Origin of the sequence: Wolbachia endosymbiont (group A) of Crataerina pallida, assembly GCF_964028475.1 — a bacterium.
GTDB lineage: Bacteria > Pseudomonadota > Alphaproteobacteria > Rickettsiales > Anaplasmataceae > Wolbachia > Wolbachia pipientis.
In genome coordinates, this window is record NZ_OZ034785.1 from 241,648 (window position 1) to 260,574 (window position 18,927).

At 35.7% G+C, this 18,927-nt stretch carries 13 protein-coding genes; 7 read left to right on the forward strand and 6 right to left on the reverse strand.

Annotated elements, in window-relative coordinates; all coding sequences use genetic code 11:
- Positions 1-86 precede the first annotated feature (86 nt).
- A protein-coding gene (gene prfB, locus ABWU55_RS01240) for a peptide chain release factor 2 (RefSeq protein WP_151808105.1) occupies positions 87-1,191 on the reverse strand; the annotation gives its coding sequence in 2 pieces (ribosomal slippage) (positions 87-1,115 and positions 1,117-1,191; 1,104 coding nt in all).
- A 153-nt stretch (positions 1,192-1,344) separates the two neighbouring features.
- Here prfB and mgtE point away from each other — a divergent pair.
- Positions 1,345-2,715, forward strand: a complete 1,371-nt coding sequence (gene mgtE / locus ABWU55_RS01245; RefSeq protein ID WP_353286380.1) for a magnesium transporter — start codon at positions 1,345-1,347, stop codon at positions 2,713-2,715.
- Between the two features lie 263 nt (positions 2,716-2,978).
- Here the strand turns inward: mgtE and ABWU55_RS01250 are convergent, their stop codons facing one another.
- The 3 genes from ABWU55_RS01250 to ABWU55_RS01260 form a co-directional block, all read right to left on the reverse strand.
- Positions 2,979-3,482 carry a potassium transporter TrkG gene (locus tag ABWU55_RS01250; RefSeq protein WP_353286381.1) on the reverse strand — a complete coding sequence of 168 codons (504 nt, stop codon included), beginning with the start codon at positions 3,480-3,482 and terminating at the stop codon, positions 2,979-2,981.
- Between the two features lie 15 nt (positions 3,483-3,497).
- Positions 3,498-4,357, reverse strand: a protein-coding gene (locus ABWU55_RS01255; RefSeq protein WP_156518142.1) for an IS630 family transposase whose coding sequence is annotated in 2 segments (ribosomal slippage) — positions 3,498-4,033 and positions 4,033-4,357 — 861 coding nt in all. Because the reading frame shifts where the segments join, the coding sequence is not laid out codon by codon here.
- A gap of 60 nt (positions 4,358-4,417) precedes the next feature.
- On the reverse strand, positions 4,418-5,392 hold the full coding sequence (locus ABWU55_RS01260; RefSeq protein ID WP_353286382.1) for a TrkH family potassium uptake protein: 975 nt from the start codon (positions 5,390-5,392) through the stop codon (positions 4,418-4,420).
- A gap of 141 nt (positions 5,393-5,533) precedes the next feature.
- On the opposite strand from ABWU55_RS01260, the gene ABWU55_RS01265 reads away from it, so the two are divergent.
- A complete protein-coding gene (locus ABWU55_RS01265; RefSeq protein WP_244226868.1) occupies positions 5,534-6,592 on the forward strand; it encodes a hypothetical protein in 1,059 nt (352 codons plus the stop codon).
- 72 nt (positions 6,593-6,664) lie between these two features.
- Here ABWU55_RS01265 and ABWU55_RS01270 read toward each other — a convergent pair whose 3' ends face one another.
- On the reverse strand, positions 6,665-7,681 hold the full coding sequence (locus ABWU55_RS01270; protein ID WP_070356802.1) for a substrate-binding domain-containing protein: 1,017 nt from the start codon (positions 7,679-7,681) through the stop codon (positions 6,665-6,667).
- A 141-nt stretch (positions 7,682-7,822) separates the two neighbouring features.
- Between ABWU55_RS01270 and dcd the strand changes: the two genes are divergently transcribed.
- Positions 7,823-8,380 (forward strand): dCTP deaminase, encoded by a 558-nt coding sequence (gene dcd, locus ABWU55_RS01275; protein ID WP_006280485.1) that lies wholly within the window; start codon positions 7,823-7,825, stop codon positions 8,378-8,380.
- Here the strand turns inward: dcd and ABWU55_RS01280 are convergent, their stop codons facing one another.
- The gene (locus ABWU55_RS01280) at positions 8,381-9,391 is read right to left on the reverse strand and encodes a hypothetical protein (protein WP_353286383.1); all 1,011 of its coding nucleotides are present in this window, start codon (positions 9,389-9,391) and stop codon (positions 8,381-8,383) included.
- A 281-nt stretch (positions 9,392-9,672) separates the two neighbouring features.
- Between ABWU55_RS01280 and ABWU55_RS01285 the strand changes: the two genes are divergently transcribed.
- From ABWU55_RS01285 to ABWU55_RS01300, 4 genes are all read left to right on the forward strand, one after another.
- Positions 9,673-13,017 (forward strand): glycoside hydrolase TIM-barrel-like domain-containing protein, encoded by a 3,345-nt coding sequence (locus ABWU55_RS01285; RefSeq protein WP_353286384.1) that lies wholly within the window; start codon positions 9,673-9,675, stop codon positions 13,015-13,017.
- A gap of 57 nt (positions 13,018-13,074) precedes the next feature.
- The gene (locus tag ABWU55_RS01290; RefSeq protein WP_022626257.1) at positions 13,075-13,890 is read left to right on the forward strand and encodes a hypothetical protein; all 816 of its coding nucleotides are present in this window, start codon (positions 13,075-13,077) and stop codon (positions 13,888-13,890) included.
- Between the two features lie 394 nt (positions 13,891-14,284).
- A complete protein-coding gene (locus tag ABWU55_RS01295; protein WP_353286550.1) occupies positions 14,285-15,475 on the forward strand; it encodes a multidrug effflux MFS transporter in 1,191 nt (396 codons plus the stop codon).
- 112 nt (positions 15,476-15,587) lie between these two features.
- The gene (locus tag ABWU55_RS01300; protein WP_353286385.1) at positions 15,588-18,842 is read left to right on the forward strand and encodes an ankyrin repeat domain-containing protein; all 3,255 of its coding nucleotides are present in this window, start codon (positions 15,588-15,590) and stop codon (positions 18,840-18,842) included.
- Positions 18,843-18,927: the final 85 nt, after the last annotated feature.

An 18,927-nucleotide genomic window follows, 5' to 3' on the forward strand; every position in this document is an offset into this window, starting at 1 on the left:
ACTGATCATATTTAATCGCCATAACTTTACTCCTACTTTAACAATATTTTAATTATCATATATTATGGCAAGAAAGTCAATCCTACCTAATTTTGCTTAGTAAGCACACTAACTATGAAACAATCTATATTACCATCAAAAACAGAATTTATATTGCCCACTTCATGTCCGGTTCTTAAATCCTTCACCATTTGATATGGATGCATAACGTACGATCTGATCTGATTGCCCCAGCCTATATCGCATTTTTTACCATATTCTTCAGCCATTTTCTGTTCTTTTTTTTCCAGTTCAATTTGGTATAAACGTCCTTTAAGTAATTTTAACGCCTCATCTTTATTTCTGTGTTGAGAACGACCATTTTGGCATTGAACTACAACACCAGTTGGAATATGCGTAATGCGTACCGCACTTTCAGTCTTGTTCACATGCTGACCGCCTGCTCCGGAAGCACGATAGGTGTCGATCTTTAGATCCTTTTCATCCACAGCAATATCAATTGAATCTTCTATCACTGGAGTTACTCCTACACTTGCAAAACTGGTATGACGTTTACCATTTGCATCAAATGGCGATATTCTAACCAGCCTGTGAATTCCACTTTCACTTTTTGCCCACCCATAAGCTTTTTCTCCAACGATTTTTATCATTGCGGACTTTATACCAACCGACTCTCCTTCTAATTTTTCTACAACTTCAACTTTAAAGTTATGATAAATTTCTGCCCACCTTACATACATGCGCATCAGCATTTCAGCCCAATCATTGCTCTCTGTTCCACCAGCTCCTGAGTGGATTTCTAAAAAGCAGTTATTATTATCTGCTTCACCAGTAAATAAGGACTCTGTTTCTTTATACTTGATTAATTTCTCTAGCTTAGCTAATTCATTTTCAACTTCAGAGAAAAATTCTTCATCATTTTCATCAATAGCAGACTTCATTAAGCTGATGGCATCGTTGTAATCGCTTTCCAGCTTTAAAAACGACTCTACGTCATTTTTAATTTTAGAACGTTCTTTTAAAACTTCTTGTGCTTTTTGGTTATCTTGCCATAGGTCATCATTCGACGCTTGGGAGTCAAGCTCTTCAAGACGCAACTTTAATTTTTCTATGTCAAAGACACCTCCTGATAAGAGAAATACTTTTATTTAAGCTTTGAAAGTGTTCAAGAATTTCTGGATAAGTTTTCATTATACTTTAGATTTTAATATATTTACTATCAATAACAATAACAGTAAACAAAATAGAAATTTAACCATATGATAGTTAATTTAAATAATTTCATTATACTTTAATGTTTAAGGAAATCAAGCGCGTATATTTATTAAAAAACAAGGTAAAGTAATGAATATTGAAATAAGTTCCCATTATGGTTTAGACAAAAAGGCTATTGATGACTTAATAGAGTCACTTGATAACGAGGAGCTAGAGAATGTTCGTAATATTGTAAAAACGATAGACAGTGTTCAGTTAGCTTATTTTTTATCTACTTCGATCAGTGATCACAGGGAGAAATTAGTTAATATCCTCGATCAACATTTGTTAAGTGATGCCCTAGTGCATGTAGTGCCAGATTTACAAATAGAGATCATAGAAACATTGGGAATAGAAAATACAGCAAAGTTACTAATGCTCCTTGATGTAGAAGATATAGTAACCATAGTGAAAGATTTAGATAGAAAGTCTGTAGAAAATATACTTTACTATTTGCCCAGCAAAACTCAGAAATCGGTAGAGGAGTTGCTATCATATCCAGAAGAAAGTGCAGGAAGGTTAATACATAAAGATATGGTTATAGCTCCATATTATTGGACAATAAATCAACTGACAGAATTTGTGTGCAACTATAAAAAAATACCAGAAAAATTTCACCAGATATTCATTATCAACTCAAAATTAGAGCCTATAGGCAGTGTTAATTTAAATAAGGTAATATCTCACTCAGGAGACACAATAATAAAAGAGATAATGGATCATGACATAAAAATCATTAAAACTGGAATAGACCAAGAGGAAGTAGCAAGAATATTTAAAGATTACTCTCTATTATCGGCTCCGGTAGTAAATAAGAATGGTAAAATTATTGGTGTGATCTTAATTGAAGATGTGATAAAAGTTGTTCAACAAGAAACAGAAGAGGATGTACTCAAAATAAGCGGTGTATCTTCTAAAGCCGATATAAATGCCCCTATACATAAAACTATAATTAAAAGGCTACCTTGGTTACTGTTTAACCTCTTAGCTGCAACAATGTGTTCCATAGTAGTTGGCTTTTTCGATGATGTAATAAAAAGTTTTATAGTGCTGCCAATAATCATGCCGATAATTGCATCAATGAGCGGAAATGCAGGATCCCAAACAGTAACGCTAACCATCCGGGCAATCGCAACAAAATATCTAACTGAGCAAAATGCAAAAAGAATACTGATGAAAGAATTTTTAATAGGTCTTATAAACGGGGTGATCTTATCTACTATTTCATTAGTAGTGTTAGCAATAAGGTTTCACAACTTCAAAGTGGAGATGATTTTTGTGGTCTCCATGATTATGATGTCAGTTATTGCAACGTTCATCGGAACTTTCATTCCTATAATGCTTCATCGCTTAAAGTCTGACCCTGCCGTTTCTTCTTCAATCCTAACATCGGCAACAACTGATATTCTCTCAGCTTTTATATTTCTTGGTTTAGCTACGATCTTTTTATTAAATAGCTAATACTATCTATAGCTATACCGCCGCGAACCGTCATGCCGCGATTCATTCGCGGTATCTCTTAGCATAGATCCCGCTAACAAGTAGCGGGATGACGAGAAAGGGGCTACTTGGATGACATTCTTCCTGGTGTGCCCAAATCACAATGTTCGTACATCTGTGGATTTATTCGCGGTATAGATTCCGCTAACGAGTAGCGGAATGACGGTTTTTCAAATTGTCGTAAGTCAGTTTAGCTATAATATCAAATTTCACAACTTCACCAACTATTTCTTTCTATTAAATAAGAATAAATTGCCTATACAAAAATAGATTGGCAATATTTCAAGTCTGCCAAGCAGCATTAAAAACGATAGAAATAATTTTACTTCATTACTGAAAGAGGAATAATTACCCGAAGGACCTATTAAATTACTAAATCCCGGGCCAGAGTTTGTAAGCGTTGCAGAGACTGAACTGATGCTAGTTATAAAGTCTGCATTGCTTAAGTAAGACATCACTATTGATGAAATGGTAAACGTTAACATGAAAATTGCAAAAAATATAAAGACAGAGTGAACTTCATCATTCTCCAGGGTTTTTCCATTGAATTTTACTCCATTGTCTGCATCAGGGTTTAATAAAAGGTAAAAGTAATTTCTTATAGACCTTAAAAGAACAATCAAGCGGAAGATTTTGACACCACCACTTGAAGAACCACTACATCCACCAACAAAGGTGAGAAAAAAAGCTAAGACTGAAATGAAACTCCAATCTATAGCATTTCTCATAATAGTCCGAATAGGTCATAGGAAGGCAGAATCAACAGCACGACGAAAGGATTCGAATAGAGGAATGTTTTTCCTGGCTCTGTTTTTTATAGCAAACCAATGATGCTCAATTTTGTTAAAATCTGGAGAATAAGGCGGCAGATACAAAATTTCTGCACCGACTCCTTTAGCGAGCTTGATAAGCTTATCAGACTTATGAAAAGTAGCATTATCAAGAATGACAGTTTGTCCAGGTTCTAAGATCGGTGCCAAAAATTGCTCAAACCATCCATTAAAAATATCCATATTACAGTGGCCTTCAAATGTTAATGGAGCAACTATCTTTCTTCTACTTAAGGCTGCAACCATGCTGATTCGTTGAGTTTTTTTTCCAGATTTTAGGGCATAAAATCGCTGTCCTTTCTGGCAATACCCATATGGATAGTCCTCCGTGTTATCAATCCCAGACTCATCTATATACACTAAGTTTTCTGGTTCTTTTGTTGCTATAATTTTTAAGAATTCAGCACGTTTTTCTTCGTTCCTTTCCTTGTATCCATATGTCTTTTTTTGCGCGTAAATCCAATTTTTCTGAGAGCTCGGTGGATCGTTTGGATACTAACGTTGCCCCAAAGTTTAGCCATTTCCGACAGAGTTTTTCTACCGTGTTTTTTAGCAAATTCGATAAACTTATTCCAGTCGATAATTTTCTGATTGTAACCTCCATTACCGAGTTTTTTTGACTGAAAGTCGCCTGTTTCTTTTTTTCTTTGCTGCCACTCCCACAAAGTAGTTCGTCCAATTTTAAATCTTGCTGCCACTGCTTCTCTGCTTTCCCCTTCGTCTAGTGCTTCCATTGCTTTTTTTCTTAAATCATAACTATATGCTGCCGGCATCCAACCTCCTTATCGCCATCTATCCTTAATCTTATCATATCCGGACTTCTGTGGAAAGAGCTATATATGATTACAGATTGCATAACCAGTTGACGTAATCAAGGAAGTGATGGTAAATGTGCTGCATCTAAATGATAATGACACTCCTAAATCAACATTTTTATACAACCAAAAACAAGCAAATAAAGATGAAACAATAGCTATCTTAAAAAAGTAAGAGACCTGCTCATCATAGCAAATGTCTAACCGTCTTATGATTTTTAAATAGCTAAGAAAAGGCAGAGAACCCAAAATCATAAAAACGATCGTTATGGCTTCTAGTATGGGATTATTATAGTGCCCTATAGAATCATTATAGTTAGCAAATCCACCAGTTGATACAGCAGACATTCCGTGACATATTGCATCAAATAGTGGCATACCAGCTAGATAATAGGAAAATATACATAACAAAATTAAGCCATAATATATTGCCGTAACATGAATTACTACGCTTCGCGTGTTCGGCAACTTCCTTTTGGTAGCATCTGAATATTCAGAATAAAGTAAATTATTTAGGCTGAGAACCTTAAACATAGGAAAAACTGCAATTCCTAAAGTGATTACACCAAAACCCCCCATGCCATGTAGCATTGCTCTCCACAGCAGTATTCCCGGAGATTGCTTTTCAATATCATTAAATATAGTTGCTCCTGTGGTTGTGATGCCAGATATCGTTTCAAACAATGCATCAACATAGCTCAGATTATCAAAATAGAAAGGAATAGCTGCAAACAGAGACAAGGCAATCCAGGTGCAACTAGTAATCGCAAAAATTGCTGGCATTCCATGCAATCTACTTAATTTACCGAGTAAAATAAAAATTGCGCCAGATGTGCAGGTAATTATGAATCCAGCGAGGAAATTTTTCCATTTGTAGCTGAGACATTTATTAGTAATAGCAGGAATAAGCATTGCTAAGCTAAACAGCAATAGGAATATTCCCACAATAAATACAATTGAACGCAAATTTTGTAAACGTTGATGATTTTTCATAGAATTACTTCCTCGCTATACAAAGCCATAAAAGCTACTCTAACGTCAAGCATTTTGTTGGCCTTTATTAACAGTTATTAACAATATACTTGATTTACTTGTAAATATGTGTGATAATTAAATTTTTATTAGAGGTAAGATATGGTTGAATTAACTGATATACAAAAAAAAATTCGAGCTTCATTAATTATAGCAATTAGCAATAACTACCCTCAAAAGGTCCAGGGCATATTCGACAATAATGAATGTGATAATATACAAGCAGTTTTGAACCACGAGGGGATTGGGGCTGGTTACAAAGATAATTTTTTAGATTTTGCTATTATTGGTCTTGACGCTGGAGTTAAAGTTCAAGGAGAAATTGGAGAAAACGTAGAGATCATTAAACAAATTTGGAAAGTTGCTAATCAGAAAACTCGTGATTTTGTGTGTTGTCGTGCAATAGAGAGTTTTCGAGGATTTGGCCTTTATAACATACCTGCTCTTAAAACAGTTATTCAAGAAATAGAAGAGCACAAGAGGGTAATGGATCTTGATATGGCACTAAGGCGTGCAATAAGAAGTCTTAATGTTGATCAAGTTAAAACAGCACTAGAGAATTGCGGTGAAGATGTAGAAAGTGTTTTGACGCGAAATGTATATTGGAGTGATGCTACTGATATTGATTGCTTGTTAATTTATCCTCTGATGGTTGACTATGAAAGAAATCTTGGCAAAGAAGAATTTGAAAAGATAAAAGAGATCACTAAACTTCTTTGGGATAAAGCTTCCCCTGATGTTCGTAACTTCTGGCTTGAAGACCACATGGTTAATAGAGAAGGTCAAAATACAGAAGATAACTATATAATAGGTTCTCTTGAAAAGCAACAAAAAGAGTATGCTAATATAGCTGGTGAGGGATGGCTTGAAGACTTTATTCAAGAAGTTAAGGGTTATAAAAAGGACAGAGAAATAAAGCTTAATGAATACAAAGGGAAGATCGCTCTAGGCGTTGTTGGACTATGCGTAGTTGGTGCTATTGCAGCCTATGTGCTGGCATATCCTGTAGTTGCATTAGTTTTAGAAGTTTCAGCAGTTTCAGCATTGGCTGTACTAGCTTATATTGGAGGAGTTTGTGAGAAATCAGAAAGTCCAAATACGAAAAGTTTGAACCCGGTTGTTTCTGGGTGTTGCAACAACGCAGAACTGCCTAATCAGTAATCCATTGTCATCCCAGCGCGCCGCGCTGGGTCTGACTACGCTAGAACAAAGAATATAAAAGAAACGTTGCCGTCACGTTATATCATAAACCTTTGCTGAAGCTTTCTTTATATCTTCACTTGAAAGTGGAATTAGACCAAGCCTAGATAGGTACCCATCTTCAATGCCGATCGAATCTATAATTTCTTTTACGAATTCTCTTAATCCATCAACAGTATCCAAGTGTTCCCTCTTTATGTAAAGGTATAGAGGTCTTGCTAATATATATTTTCCCGATGATATATTTTCGTAAGTTGGCTCAATTCCTGCAATTGTGCTCCCTTGTATTTTATCTTGATTCCTCATTAAAAAGCTGAAACTAAATATCCCTAAGGCGTTCTTGTTACTTTTCAATTTTTGTATTATTATATTTTCATTAATTCCAACTTCTATATACCTTCCGTCATCCCTTATATTACCACATGCTTTCTTTCTTTCTTCCTGATCTTTATAATTCTCTTTGAAAATTCTCGAGTTCATGCATGAATATTGATCAAGCATAATAGAATTAACCAAAGTTTCGTATGTACCTGTATTTTGATGTGGACCATAAATTTCAATTTCTGTTTTTGGTAAGGCTTGATTGACATTAGACCAAAACTTCTTATTATTTTTTACTAATTTATCATTTTCTTGAGAATATGCAGATAAAGTTTCAAATAAGTCCTTCTTTGTGAAATCAAATCTATGGCTTTGATTTGAATTTGCAATGACAACTCCATCATAGCCAATGATGATTTCTATCACTTCATTAATTTTATTCCTTTTACATAGTTCTCTTTCTACTTCCTTCATAGGGCGAGATGAAGTGGTGATGTCTGGAGTGTCTTCCCCTATTCCTGAGCAAAACATTTTGAATCCTGATCCACTTCCTATCGATTCCACAACTGGAGTCTTAAAGGAGAATACACGGTTGAACTCTTCGGCTATAAACGAGATAAAAGGAAAAACAGTTGAAGATCCAACAATTCTGATGTATTTCCTGGCATCAGCATTTGATAGCGGCGTGAATAATACGAATACAAAAATCAGGAGAAAGTTTCTAAGCATTATTTTTAGTTAAGAACATAAATCTAATTATTGTAATAAAAAATCAAACTGAAAAGCTTTAATTGCATGACAAAAGCTACAGTTTACATTTAAATTTTATTTTATATTATTGTAAGTATTACACAACTTTAAGGGGCAATTATGGCAGTTATGCCAGATAAATGGATAAGAGAAAAAGCTGAAAATTTTGGAATGATAGAACCTTTTGTGAACCACAAAAGCAGCAAAGGTGTTATATCTTTCGGACTATCATCTTATGGTTACGATGCAAGAGTGGATAATAAATTTAAAATTTTTACTAACGTTAATTCAGCCATCGTGGACCCTAAAAATTTTTCTGAGAATAGTTTCATAGATAAGGAAACAGACGTATGTATAATTCCACCAAATAGCTTTGTGCTTGCAAGTACAGTGGAATATTTTCGTATACCAAGGAATGTACTGGTCATTTGTGTTGGTAAATCAACTTACGCAAGATGTGGAATTATAGTAAACGTTACTCCCTTAGAACCTGGATGGGAAGGTCATGTCACACTCGAATTCTCAAACACCACTCCACTTCCTGCGAAAATTTACGCTAATGAAGGCGCATGCCAATTCGTATTTTTAAGCGGCGAAAGTGAATGCGAGAAATCATATGATGATATGAAAGGAAAATATATGAATCAGCATGGTATTACTTTGCCGCTGGTGAAATAATTACTGCTTTCGTTGTGAGCTACCAAACTGCTCTATAGACAATATTCCACTATCACCAGATAGCAAAGTTCGCGCTGATTCACTTTGCTTAAGATGTTTAATTGCTTGCTTTTTGTCAGTTCCAGTGCGCATACTGCAGCCAAGTTGGAAATCTATTCCATTTTCAACAATGTTACATGAAAACCCCATAGCAGTAGCGAAACCTTCTTGTTTATTAGTAGCATTTCCGGTAACAACACCACAAGCAGTGAAGTTACGATCATTTCCAACTGTTCGCATCATCATTCCACCATCTCGTATACCATCATTATTTATATCCTTTGCTATAACAGTCTGGTCTACAAATCGCGTATTACCCACTTCTCGAGATATTACTTCTACAGTCAGTTGATTATGTAGTTGACCATTACTTACTAATGCTTGATTATATGCTGAATGGTGTTGTTCTGAATTACTTTGACTATTACTCCTTAGTTCATTTTGCTCGTGCTCTTCATTATTTTGATGTTGGTCAGTTCCTAATATGCTAGCTTCTTTTTCAACACGCTCATTGTATTCTTTATCATTACTTATCTCAACTTTATTTACTGGTTGACCTTGACTGTTTTCTATGTCTTTTTGACTAAACATGTCTTTATTAATGTAATAAAAAATAAGACCAGGTATCAGTGAAATTATTAGATTTAATACAATGCACGGAATTAAAACCACGGTAGCAGCTATATAGATTAGAGAGCTAACTATAAACTTTATTACTTTAGATAATTTAGAATCATCTTTTTGAACATTAACAGCATTCAAAAAAAGCATAGTTAAGCTAAGAGATAATGCTGTTATAGCAGTAGGCACGATGATTGGAACAAGTAAAAAAGCATTGATTAATTTTTTTCCAGAACTAGTTGGTTTAGTGCTATTATTCAGTGATGTAAGATAGTTTTGACCAACATTAGTAATCCATTTTGTACCAGACAAGACTCTTTTACTATTTTCTTCCGACATTTCAAATTTCATTGGCACCCCCAGATTATAATGCTAAATTGTACTAAAAATTAATATAAAATCAACATAAATTTTTCACTTCCGCACTTTTTCATTGTTGCTTACAATAACTATAGCTACACGATTTACTTGTGTGCTTTTCTTAATTAAAAACTTCAACTATCCATTGTAAGCTGCTGAATTTCTTATCATAGTATCTGTCATCCCAGTACCACTTTCTTGTCATCCAAGTAGCGTGACACTTGGATCTTCTCTCAACAATTTCAAAAAAATCTATCAAAAGGAGGATTACCATGTCTACAATAATTTTATCATCAATTTTTGGTCAAGCAGGCAGCATTTTTGGTCCAATTGGCCGGATTATCGGCTCAGAACTCGGTGCTCTTCTTGGTGCACAGCTAGATGGGGCAATGTTCGGCCTTGATGCCGAGCAAAAAGTAACGCATGGTGCGAGACTAAAAAATCTGCAAGTTCAAACCTCAACCTACGGCAGAACGATTCCAATTATCTATGGCACTGCTCGTGTTGCAGGGAACATTATTTGGTCACAGCCAATAAAAGAAGAGGCGATAACCACCAAAAGCAAAATTGGAAGAGGTATGAACGTTACATATAATTACTACGCAACGCTTGCAATTGCGATCTGCAAGGGGAAAGTAGAAAAATTAAACAGAATCTGGGCAGATACAACATCACTTAGCTTTGATGAAATAGATTATACTTTTTACAGCGGCAGAGAAGACCAAAATCCTGATCCATTTATGTCATCAATTGAAGGAGAGGGGAATGTGCCGGCTTATAGGGGAATATCTTACATAGTCATCAAGAATTTTCCTTTAGCAGACTATAACAATCGCGTCCCGATATTTACATTTGAAGTGCGAACTGCATTAAAGCCCGTTGGGTTTTCAATAGCGGAAAATATTCGGAATATCAATATCATACCAGGTTCAGGTGAGTTTGTATATGATACAAAAATACAGAAGAAAATCGCGCAAGAGAAAATAAGCAGCAACCAATATATCCCATATGGGCTGGCGCAAAGGGTAAATCACAACAACCACACTAAAAAGAGCGATGCAATGCTTTCTTTGGATCAATTAAAAGAAGATTTGCCAAATGTTGAGTTGGTGTCGGTGGTAGTCAATTGGTTTGTGAATGATCTGAACATTAAAGATTGTAAAATATATCCTGCAGTTGAATTTCAAGATGATTCCGCAATATTACCTGATGATTGGCAAGTAGGGGGTGTAACCAGAGATAATGCTCAGCTAATTTCAAAAGATGCGAGTGGAAACCCAAGGTATGGTGGCACAGTTAGTGATGCAGCGTTGATAAGATATATAGAAGAGCTACACAGCAGAGGCTACAAGGTGATGCTCTATCCAATGCCCTTACTTGACACAAAGAACAAAGAGTGGCGAGGAAAATTGAGCGGGACCCCTGGGGATATAAGTGATTTTTTTGAGAATCAATATAACAAATTTATAGAGCATTATGCAAGCATTGCCAAACAAACTAAAGTGGAAGGGTTTATCATCGGGTCTGAGTTTGTCCAGCTTACCAGAGTAAAAGATGCTCAAGGTAATTATCCTGTGGTGATAGAGCTGGTCAAACTTGCAAAACAGATAAAACTTAATCTTGGAAAAGAAGTAACAGTTACCTACGCTGCAGATTGGAGCGAATACCATTCATATGATGGTTGGTATAATATGGATGAACTGTGGTCTTCAGAGTATATCGACGTTGTTGGCATAGATGCTTATTTTCCACTGACTGATGGTCCAGAGCCTCCTTTTGGTTATTCCGCGGAAGATGTAATGGGTGGTTGGAGCAGTGGAGTGGGGTATGATTATTTCTATGATTACTCAAAGAGTGAACCTGAAAAAGTAAAGTATAACGACAGCAGGTATGCGTGGAAAAATATAGAGAAATGGTGGAGTGAAACTCACATAAATCCAGGTGGTAGTAAAACGAAATGGCAACCAAAAATGAAAAAAATATGGTTTACTGAGTATGGATTTCCCAGTATGAACGGCTGCACTAATGAGCCAAATGTGTTTGTTGATAAAGGCAGCATAGAGAGCAAATATCCACGATATTCAAACGGAGAGGTGAGCTTTCTTTCGCAAAAAATTGCAATTGAAGGAACGCTAAAGAAGTGGCAAAGCTCGGAAATGGTAGAAAAAATGTTTCTCTGGGCATGGGATGCAAGGCCATTTCCTTATTTCCCCAATTTGTGTGATATGTGGACTGACTGCCATAATTGGCAGACAGGACATTGGATTCAGGGAAAGCTTTCACAGCTTAATATTTCCGATGTTTTATCGGATCTATTACAAAAAGCAGGTTTAAAAAGCGATCAGTTCGATACGAGTGATGTTAAAGGATTATTGTCTGGATATGTAATAAATGACCAGCAATCGGTACGTTCAATTATTAAAATGCTGCAAAGTTGCTATTTTTTTGATGTGGTTGAACAGGACTCTAAACTGAAATTTGTCCAAAAGGGCAGGGGAGTTACAACTGTAATGCCAATTGGTGAAATGGTTTTCAATAACAGTTCAAAGTCGATGCAACTTGTTAATATTAGTCAACTGGATTTAAACAATAAAGTTAACATCGTTTACTTTAACCGCAATTTTGGCTATCCAATTGATGTTAAATATGCTGAGTTGCCAAAGCAAGGCACTGCTATAACAGTTGAAATACCACTCATTATGGAGGAGGGAGAGGCGCAAAATATAGCTGAGGTTTTACTTTATTCTTCGTGGCAAGAGAGAAATATATACAATTTCAAGCTGTCGATAAAATATGCGTGGCTTGTGCCAAGTGATGTAATAACGATTTTAGACGGTGAGAAAAAGCATACGGTGAGAATTATAAAAACGAAATTTGAAAGCATGTCCATTCAAGTAATTGGCGTTGGTTATGATCGCTCTATATATAAGCTCTCTTTTCCTTCAACAAGGTCACTTATGCTGAAGGAATACCCTCCCTCTCACGTTAGCAAAACCATCATAGAAATGATAGATTTACCGCATGTTAAAGATAATACCACAAGCTTTACTTTAATTAGCGAGGAAAAGAATTGGAAAGGAGCAACACTCTTTATTTCGTACAACGATAAGGATTATAAGCCTATCGCAAGCACAAACAAGCAGTCTACTTACGGATATGTAATGGAATCTACCGACGAGGGGCTTATAGTAGTGTTACGTTTTGGTGTATTGAGTTCTTCATATAACCATTATTTAAGTGATGGTGTCATTCCAGCGCTTGACCATATTTCTCCTGGATCCCAGTGTCTGGGCACTGGGATGACAGAAGAGGGTTTTACAAGCACTAATGTTAGTACTATAAATGTAAGCAATTTAGCACTGGTTGGAAAAGAGATAGTAAAATTTCAGAGTGCCGAACTTATAGATAAAAATAAATATAAGCTTAGCAACCTAATTAGAGGGCAAGAGGGCACCAAAGAGTATCAGCACACCGCAGGTGAAAAATTTACTCTGCTTGATGATTCAGTAATATCTTTCGAAGTGCAAAGGGGAAAAAAGTTTTACCTAAAAGCAGTGACTTACGGTGACTCGCTGGAAAATACGGAAGTGAAAGTGATAAATTCATTTAGTAATTGAAATTTAATAAAGTAAGTGCTAGAATTAATATACAGGTATTAATGGTAGAGATATAACATGTCAAAGGAAATGGTCAATGCGTTGAAAGCTGAAGTAAAGAAGCTCAAATATGCTGATTTCAAAGCTAACACTTGGGACGAAGTAATTTCTGGTGAGGGAACATATAAGGATCTTAATAGAACACACGGCCTTGCTATTAACGGACAAAAAATAACTAACGAATTTATTAACAATCTGTATTCAAAACATAAAAATCTAATTCTACGGGATGAAAACGGAAAAGGGAATTATCGTCCATTTCTCAGACAAATTTTTACAGAAATGTTTAAACACGTTGGTGCAACAATTCCCAATAACTCTATTATTGAGGAGTTAATAAATAACTATTATCAGGGCGGATATACTCATTTTCTTCCTAATGATATGAGTCAAGCTCTTGGATCTTTTCATTTGTCAACGCAAAGCAACTGTATGACAAGAGAGTATATTATGGATTGTCGTGAACCCAATTGTATAAAGCTTAGTTTTAGCATGAAATATACAAAAATGCTTAACTATGATGATTGTACATATATCGAAACACCAGGTTTTTGCAGTTCAGCGGAGTTTAAACTGAAATGTGAAGATAAAAATGTAACATATGAAGATGGTAAAGTACTTCTTACCATTCCTAAAGAGCTAAAAAACTACAAAGTAAGTGGTAAGAATTTGTTTGATGTTATTGTTGAATATTTTCAGAAGCTTTGCGAAAAATTGGGCTTTAAATTTGAGACAAAAGTGGAACATAGCCTTGGTGAACCACTAAAGGTAGTAAGTGAGGCAAATGCATCTTCTGTTGAAGATTTAAAGCTTAAAGTGAATAATCAAAGGTAAGATATTGAAATTCGTGCTTTTCATGATTTTAGCTTAAGATTTCAGTGTCAAAGCACATAACTGTACGAACATTGTGATTTGAATCCACTAGGAGGGTGTCATCTAAGTAGCCTCCTTCTCCTGTCATCCCAGTGCCATGACTACTTGGATCCAGAAACTTAATTGCAAGTAAGTAAACTGCTTTAATGAAATTGTATAATGGAAACTAGATCCAAGTAGTCATGGCACTGCCCTACTGGATAGAGCCTTCACAGGCTTTTTCTTGAATAGCTACTCTTAATTTCAGTAGTTAATTTAATATACTAATGAAAAAAATACATTATAATTAAGTATATTTAATCCAGTAAATCATTAAGTGAAAACAGCTCTTTCGCAAAATATCATCTCTCTTATTATGATATTGTCTGTAGCAATTGTCGATATGGCAACTGACCTATACTCAGTTGCACTACCAAGCATTGCCAATTATTTTAAAGTAGAAGGCAGTGTAGTGCAGCTTACAATTAGCTTAAATCTAGTTGGATTTGCGGTATCTGGCTTAATTTATGGTCCATTATCGGACCATTATGGTAGGCGTCCAATGATGCTGATTGGTATGACAATTTTTACTTTGGCAAGTGTCATGTGTTATATAGCCGACAGTATTATGCTCTTGATACTAATTCGCTTCATACAAGGGGCAGGAGCTGGTGTTGCAGGTGTTGTTGGGTATGCAGCAATAAGGGATATGTACTCGGGTAGTGAATACTCGAGAGTAATTTCAAAATTAAATATGGTTGTGGCACTCTCACCTGGAATAGCTCCAGTGGTGGGCAGTTATATAATTTCACATGGGTATCATTGGAAATTTTTGTTTTTTATTATGTCACTCGCGGCAATTGCTATACTTATTTTTATCTACTTTAAGTTACAAGAAACACTCACTGTAAATAAAAATGAAACCAGTATAACTAACATAACTACTAATATCTTCAAGCAATATATATCAATATTTAGAAGTTATCGTTTCCTTGGGTTTTCAGCCATTCATGGATTAACTTTCATGTGGCTTTGGGCATACATTGCTAACTACCCGTTCATATTTGAATCGATGGGCATTGAAGTACAGTATTTTGGCTACCTCATATCGATCATAGTCATATTTTACATAATTGGAACTTTAATTAATAGAAGGTATGTACCAAAAGTAGGGGTTAGCAAAATGCTAATAATAGGTTTGGTGTTACCGATAATATCCGATAGTTTATTGGTATATTTTTATTTCGCGGACAAGTTGAATATATTCATTCTTCAAACTGCTTGGATTCCAGCTAATATCGGACTTGCATTAATAATAAGCAATAACGTAACTTCTGCTTTAGAAACGATCAAAGGTATAGGGCTTGGTAGTGCAGTTCTCTCATTCTGCAATATGATGTTTGGGGCTATTGGAATATATATAGTAGGAAAATTTTTTCGCTATGGTATTTTACCAAATTTACTATTAACAATAGCATGCTCTACAATTGCAATTCTTATGTACAGCCGGCTCAAATATACTGAAAACATGGGGAATAGCCATTATTTACGTGATCCAGGAACATAGAGCTCATGGGTTATTAATGGCTTTATCATGATAATATAATTTTACAGGGGGTGAGAGCTCATAGATTATTAACGACTTTATCATAACAATATAGTTTTACAGGAGGTATGGGATGAGCAATTCAAACAGAGATATAAATGCTGAATTACTTGAGGCTGTTAAAAACGGTGAAATTGATAAGGTAAAAAGTCTAATAAGTGAAGGAGCAAAGGTTAATGTAAAAGATCAAGATAAAAAGACTCCTTTACATTGGGCTGTTGAAAATGGCCATAAAGAGGTAGTAGAAGTTTTACTAAATAATGGGGCAAATGTTAATGCGGAAGATACAGATGGAAAGACTCCTTACGATTTAGCCACTGATGAAGAAATAAAAACTCTACTACAAAACACAGCTAAATTACTTGAGGCTGCTGAAAAAGATAACATTGAGGAAGTAACCCGTCTAATAAGTGAAGGAGCAAATGTTCATGCACAAGATAGATTTGGCAATGCTCCTTTACATTGGGCTGCTGGAAATGACAATACAGATGCAATAAATGCCTTATTAGCAGCAGGGGCTCATGTTAATAAGGAAAATGGTTGGGGATATACTCCTTTATATTTAGCTGCTACCTATAGCTGTAAAGAGGCAGTTGAAGTCCTATTGAGAGCAAATGCAGATGTTAATAAGGAGGAAAAGCTTTTTGGATATACTCCTTTACATTCAGCTGCTAAAAAAGATAGTAAAGAGGTAGTAGAAGTTTTACTAAATAATGGGGCAAATGTTAACGCAGTAGATCGAAATGGAGACACTCCTCTCAATTTAGCCACTAACGAAGAAATACGCACTCTATTAATAGATACTGCTTTACTTGAGGCTGCTAAAAGTGGTGATATTAATGAAGTAAAACATCTAATAAGTGAAGGAGCAGATGTTAATGCAGTTAAAGGTTTGCATACTTCTTTATATTGGGCTGCTAAAAATGGTCATGTTAGTATAATAGAAGTTCTATTAGATAATGGAGCAGATGTTGCTCATGTCAATTATTCTATGGAACGTGATGTGTTGACTCTATTACAAGAAAAAGAAGCTGAATATTGCAAGAGCTCTTTACATCTGGCTGCTAGGCTTGGCAACTTGAAAGAAGTAGAAAATCTATTAAGGGAAGGAGCAGATGTTAATGTAAAAAATGATAAAGGAAAGACTCCTCTACATTGGGCTGCTGAAAAGGGCCATGCAGAGATAGTAAAAGATCTATTGGACAAAGGGGCAAATGTTAATGCAGAGGATGATAATGGAAATACTCCTTTAGGTTTAGCCGCTGATGAAGAAATAAAAACTCTATTAGAAAATGCAGGAAAAACAGATAATGCTAGTCCAGTATTGCAAAATGATGAAGAAGAAAGCCAAGTTCCACAAAATGCTGCTTTACTTGAGGCTGCTAAAAGTGGTGATATTAATGAAGTAAAGCGTCTAATAAGTGAAGGAGCAAACGTTAACGCAGTTGAAGATTTGTATACTCCTTTATATTGGGCTGCTAAAAATAATCATTTTAATATAGTAGAAGTTCTATTAGATAATGGAGCATATGTTGATGGTGTCAATTATTCTATGGAACGTGATGTGTTGACTCTATTACAAGAAAAAGAAGCTGAATATTGCAAGAGCTCTTTACATCTGGCTGCTAGGCTTGGCAACTTGGAAGCAGTAAAAGATCTATTAGGGAAAGGGGCAAATGTTAATGCACAAAATGACACAAGAGAGACTCCTTTACACGTCGCTGCTAAAAAGGGCCATAAAGATGTAGTAGAAGCCCTACTGAACGTAAATGGGATCAATGTTAATGCACAAGATAAATATGACAGCACTCCTTTACATCGGGCTGCTAAAGAGGTCCATAAAGATGTAGTAGAAGCTCTATTGGACAAAGGGGCAAATGTTGATGCAGAAGATGAAAATGGAGACACTCCTTTCGATTTAACCACTAATCAAGACATACAAACTCTATTACAAAACACAGATGAATTACTTGAGGCTGCTAAAAGTGGTAATATTAATGAAGTAAATCGTCTAATAAGTGAAGGAGCAAGTGTTAATGCAACAGATCAAAATGGAAATACTCCTCTACATTGGGCTGCTAAAAATGGCCATGAAGAGGTAGTAGAATCCCTATTGGGAAAAGAGGGAATTGATGTTAATGCACAAGATAGAGATAACAATACTCCTTTACATTGGGCTGCTGTAAAGGGCTATGAAAAGGTAGTAGAATCCCTATTGGGAAAAGAGGGAATTGATGTTAATGCACAAGATAGAGATAACAATACTCCTTTACATTGGGCTGCTGTAAAGGGCTATGAAAAGGTAGTAGAAGCCCTATTGGGAAAAGATGGAATCGATGTTAATTTAGCAGATAAGAATAAAGATACTCCTTTACATTCTGTTCTTAAAAAGGGCAACATAGATATAAATGTATTGAACGCTCTACTTAGAAAAGAGGGAATTGATGTTAATTTAGCAGATAAGAATAAAGATACTCCTTTACATTCTGTTCTTAAAAAGGACAACATAGATATAAATGTATTGAACGCTCTACTGAAAGCAGAAGGAATTGATGTTAATATAAAAGATGAACTTAGAGAATGGACTCCTTTACACTGGGCTGTTTCAGAGAACAAGATAGACAAAGTGAAAGCGCTACTGGGAGCAGAAGGAATCGATGTTAATATAGAAGATAAATATGAAAAAAAGACTCCTCTACATTTGGCTGCTCAAGATAACAACCAAGAAATAGTAGAGGATCTAATAAGAGCAGGAGCAGATGTTAATAAAAAAGATAAAAATGGAGACACTCCTTTCGATTTAGCCACTGATGACAAAATAAAAACTCTATTGCAACCCGCAGAAGAATCTGATGATGGTTCAGTGGATGAGTCATCGACAGATAGTGAAGAGGGCCCAGAGGAAGAAAAACGAGTAGGTGATGATACTGAACTACAATCAGATAATAGCAAAGAAGGGGAAAAAACCAGCACCACCAGTGCAGAACAAGGAACTGGTGTAAGCAACGGTAGTCAACCTACGGGATCTACACAAAATAAGGGAGGACAAACCAGCACCACCAGTGCAGAACAAGGAACTGATGTACAAGACAACGATGTAGGTCCTGTTGCTTCCACAGAACCTGCACAAACAGAAGAACAGCCGAGCTCTTTTTTTGGTAGTTTGTTTAGTATACTTATGAAGCCTTTTTCATTAGTTGCATCATTTTTTGGTGGGTTTTTTTCATGGTTATTTTGTTTTGATGAGCCAACACAATCATCATCTGAATCTGACCAACCAGTTGTATTAGAATCACCAAGTAGTTCAGAAGGCAATGACATAATATAGCCAGAGGTTTACTAGATTCCAGCGTCACGCGCTGGAATGACATGGTGGTATGTATTCAAGTAGCTGACACTGGTTCCTTTATGAC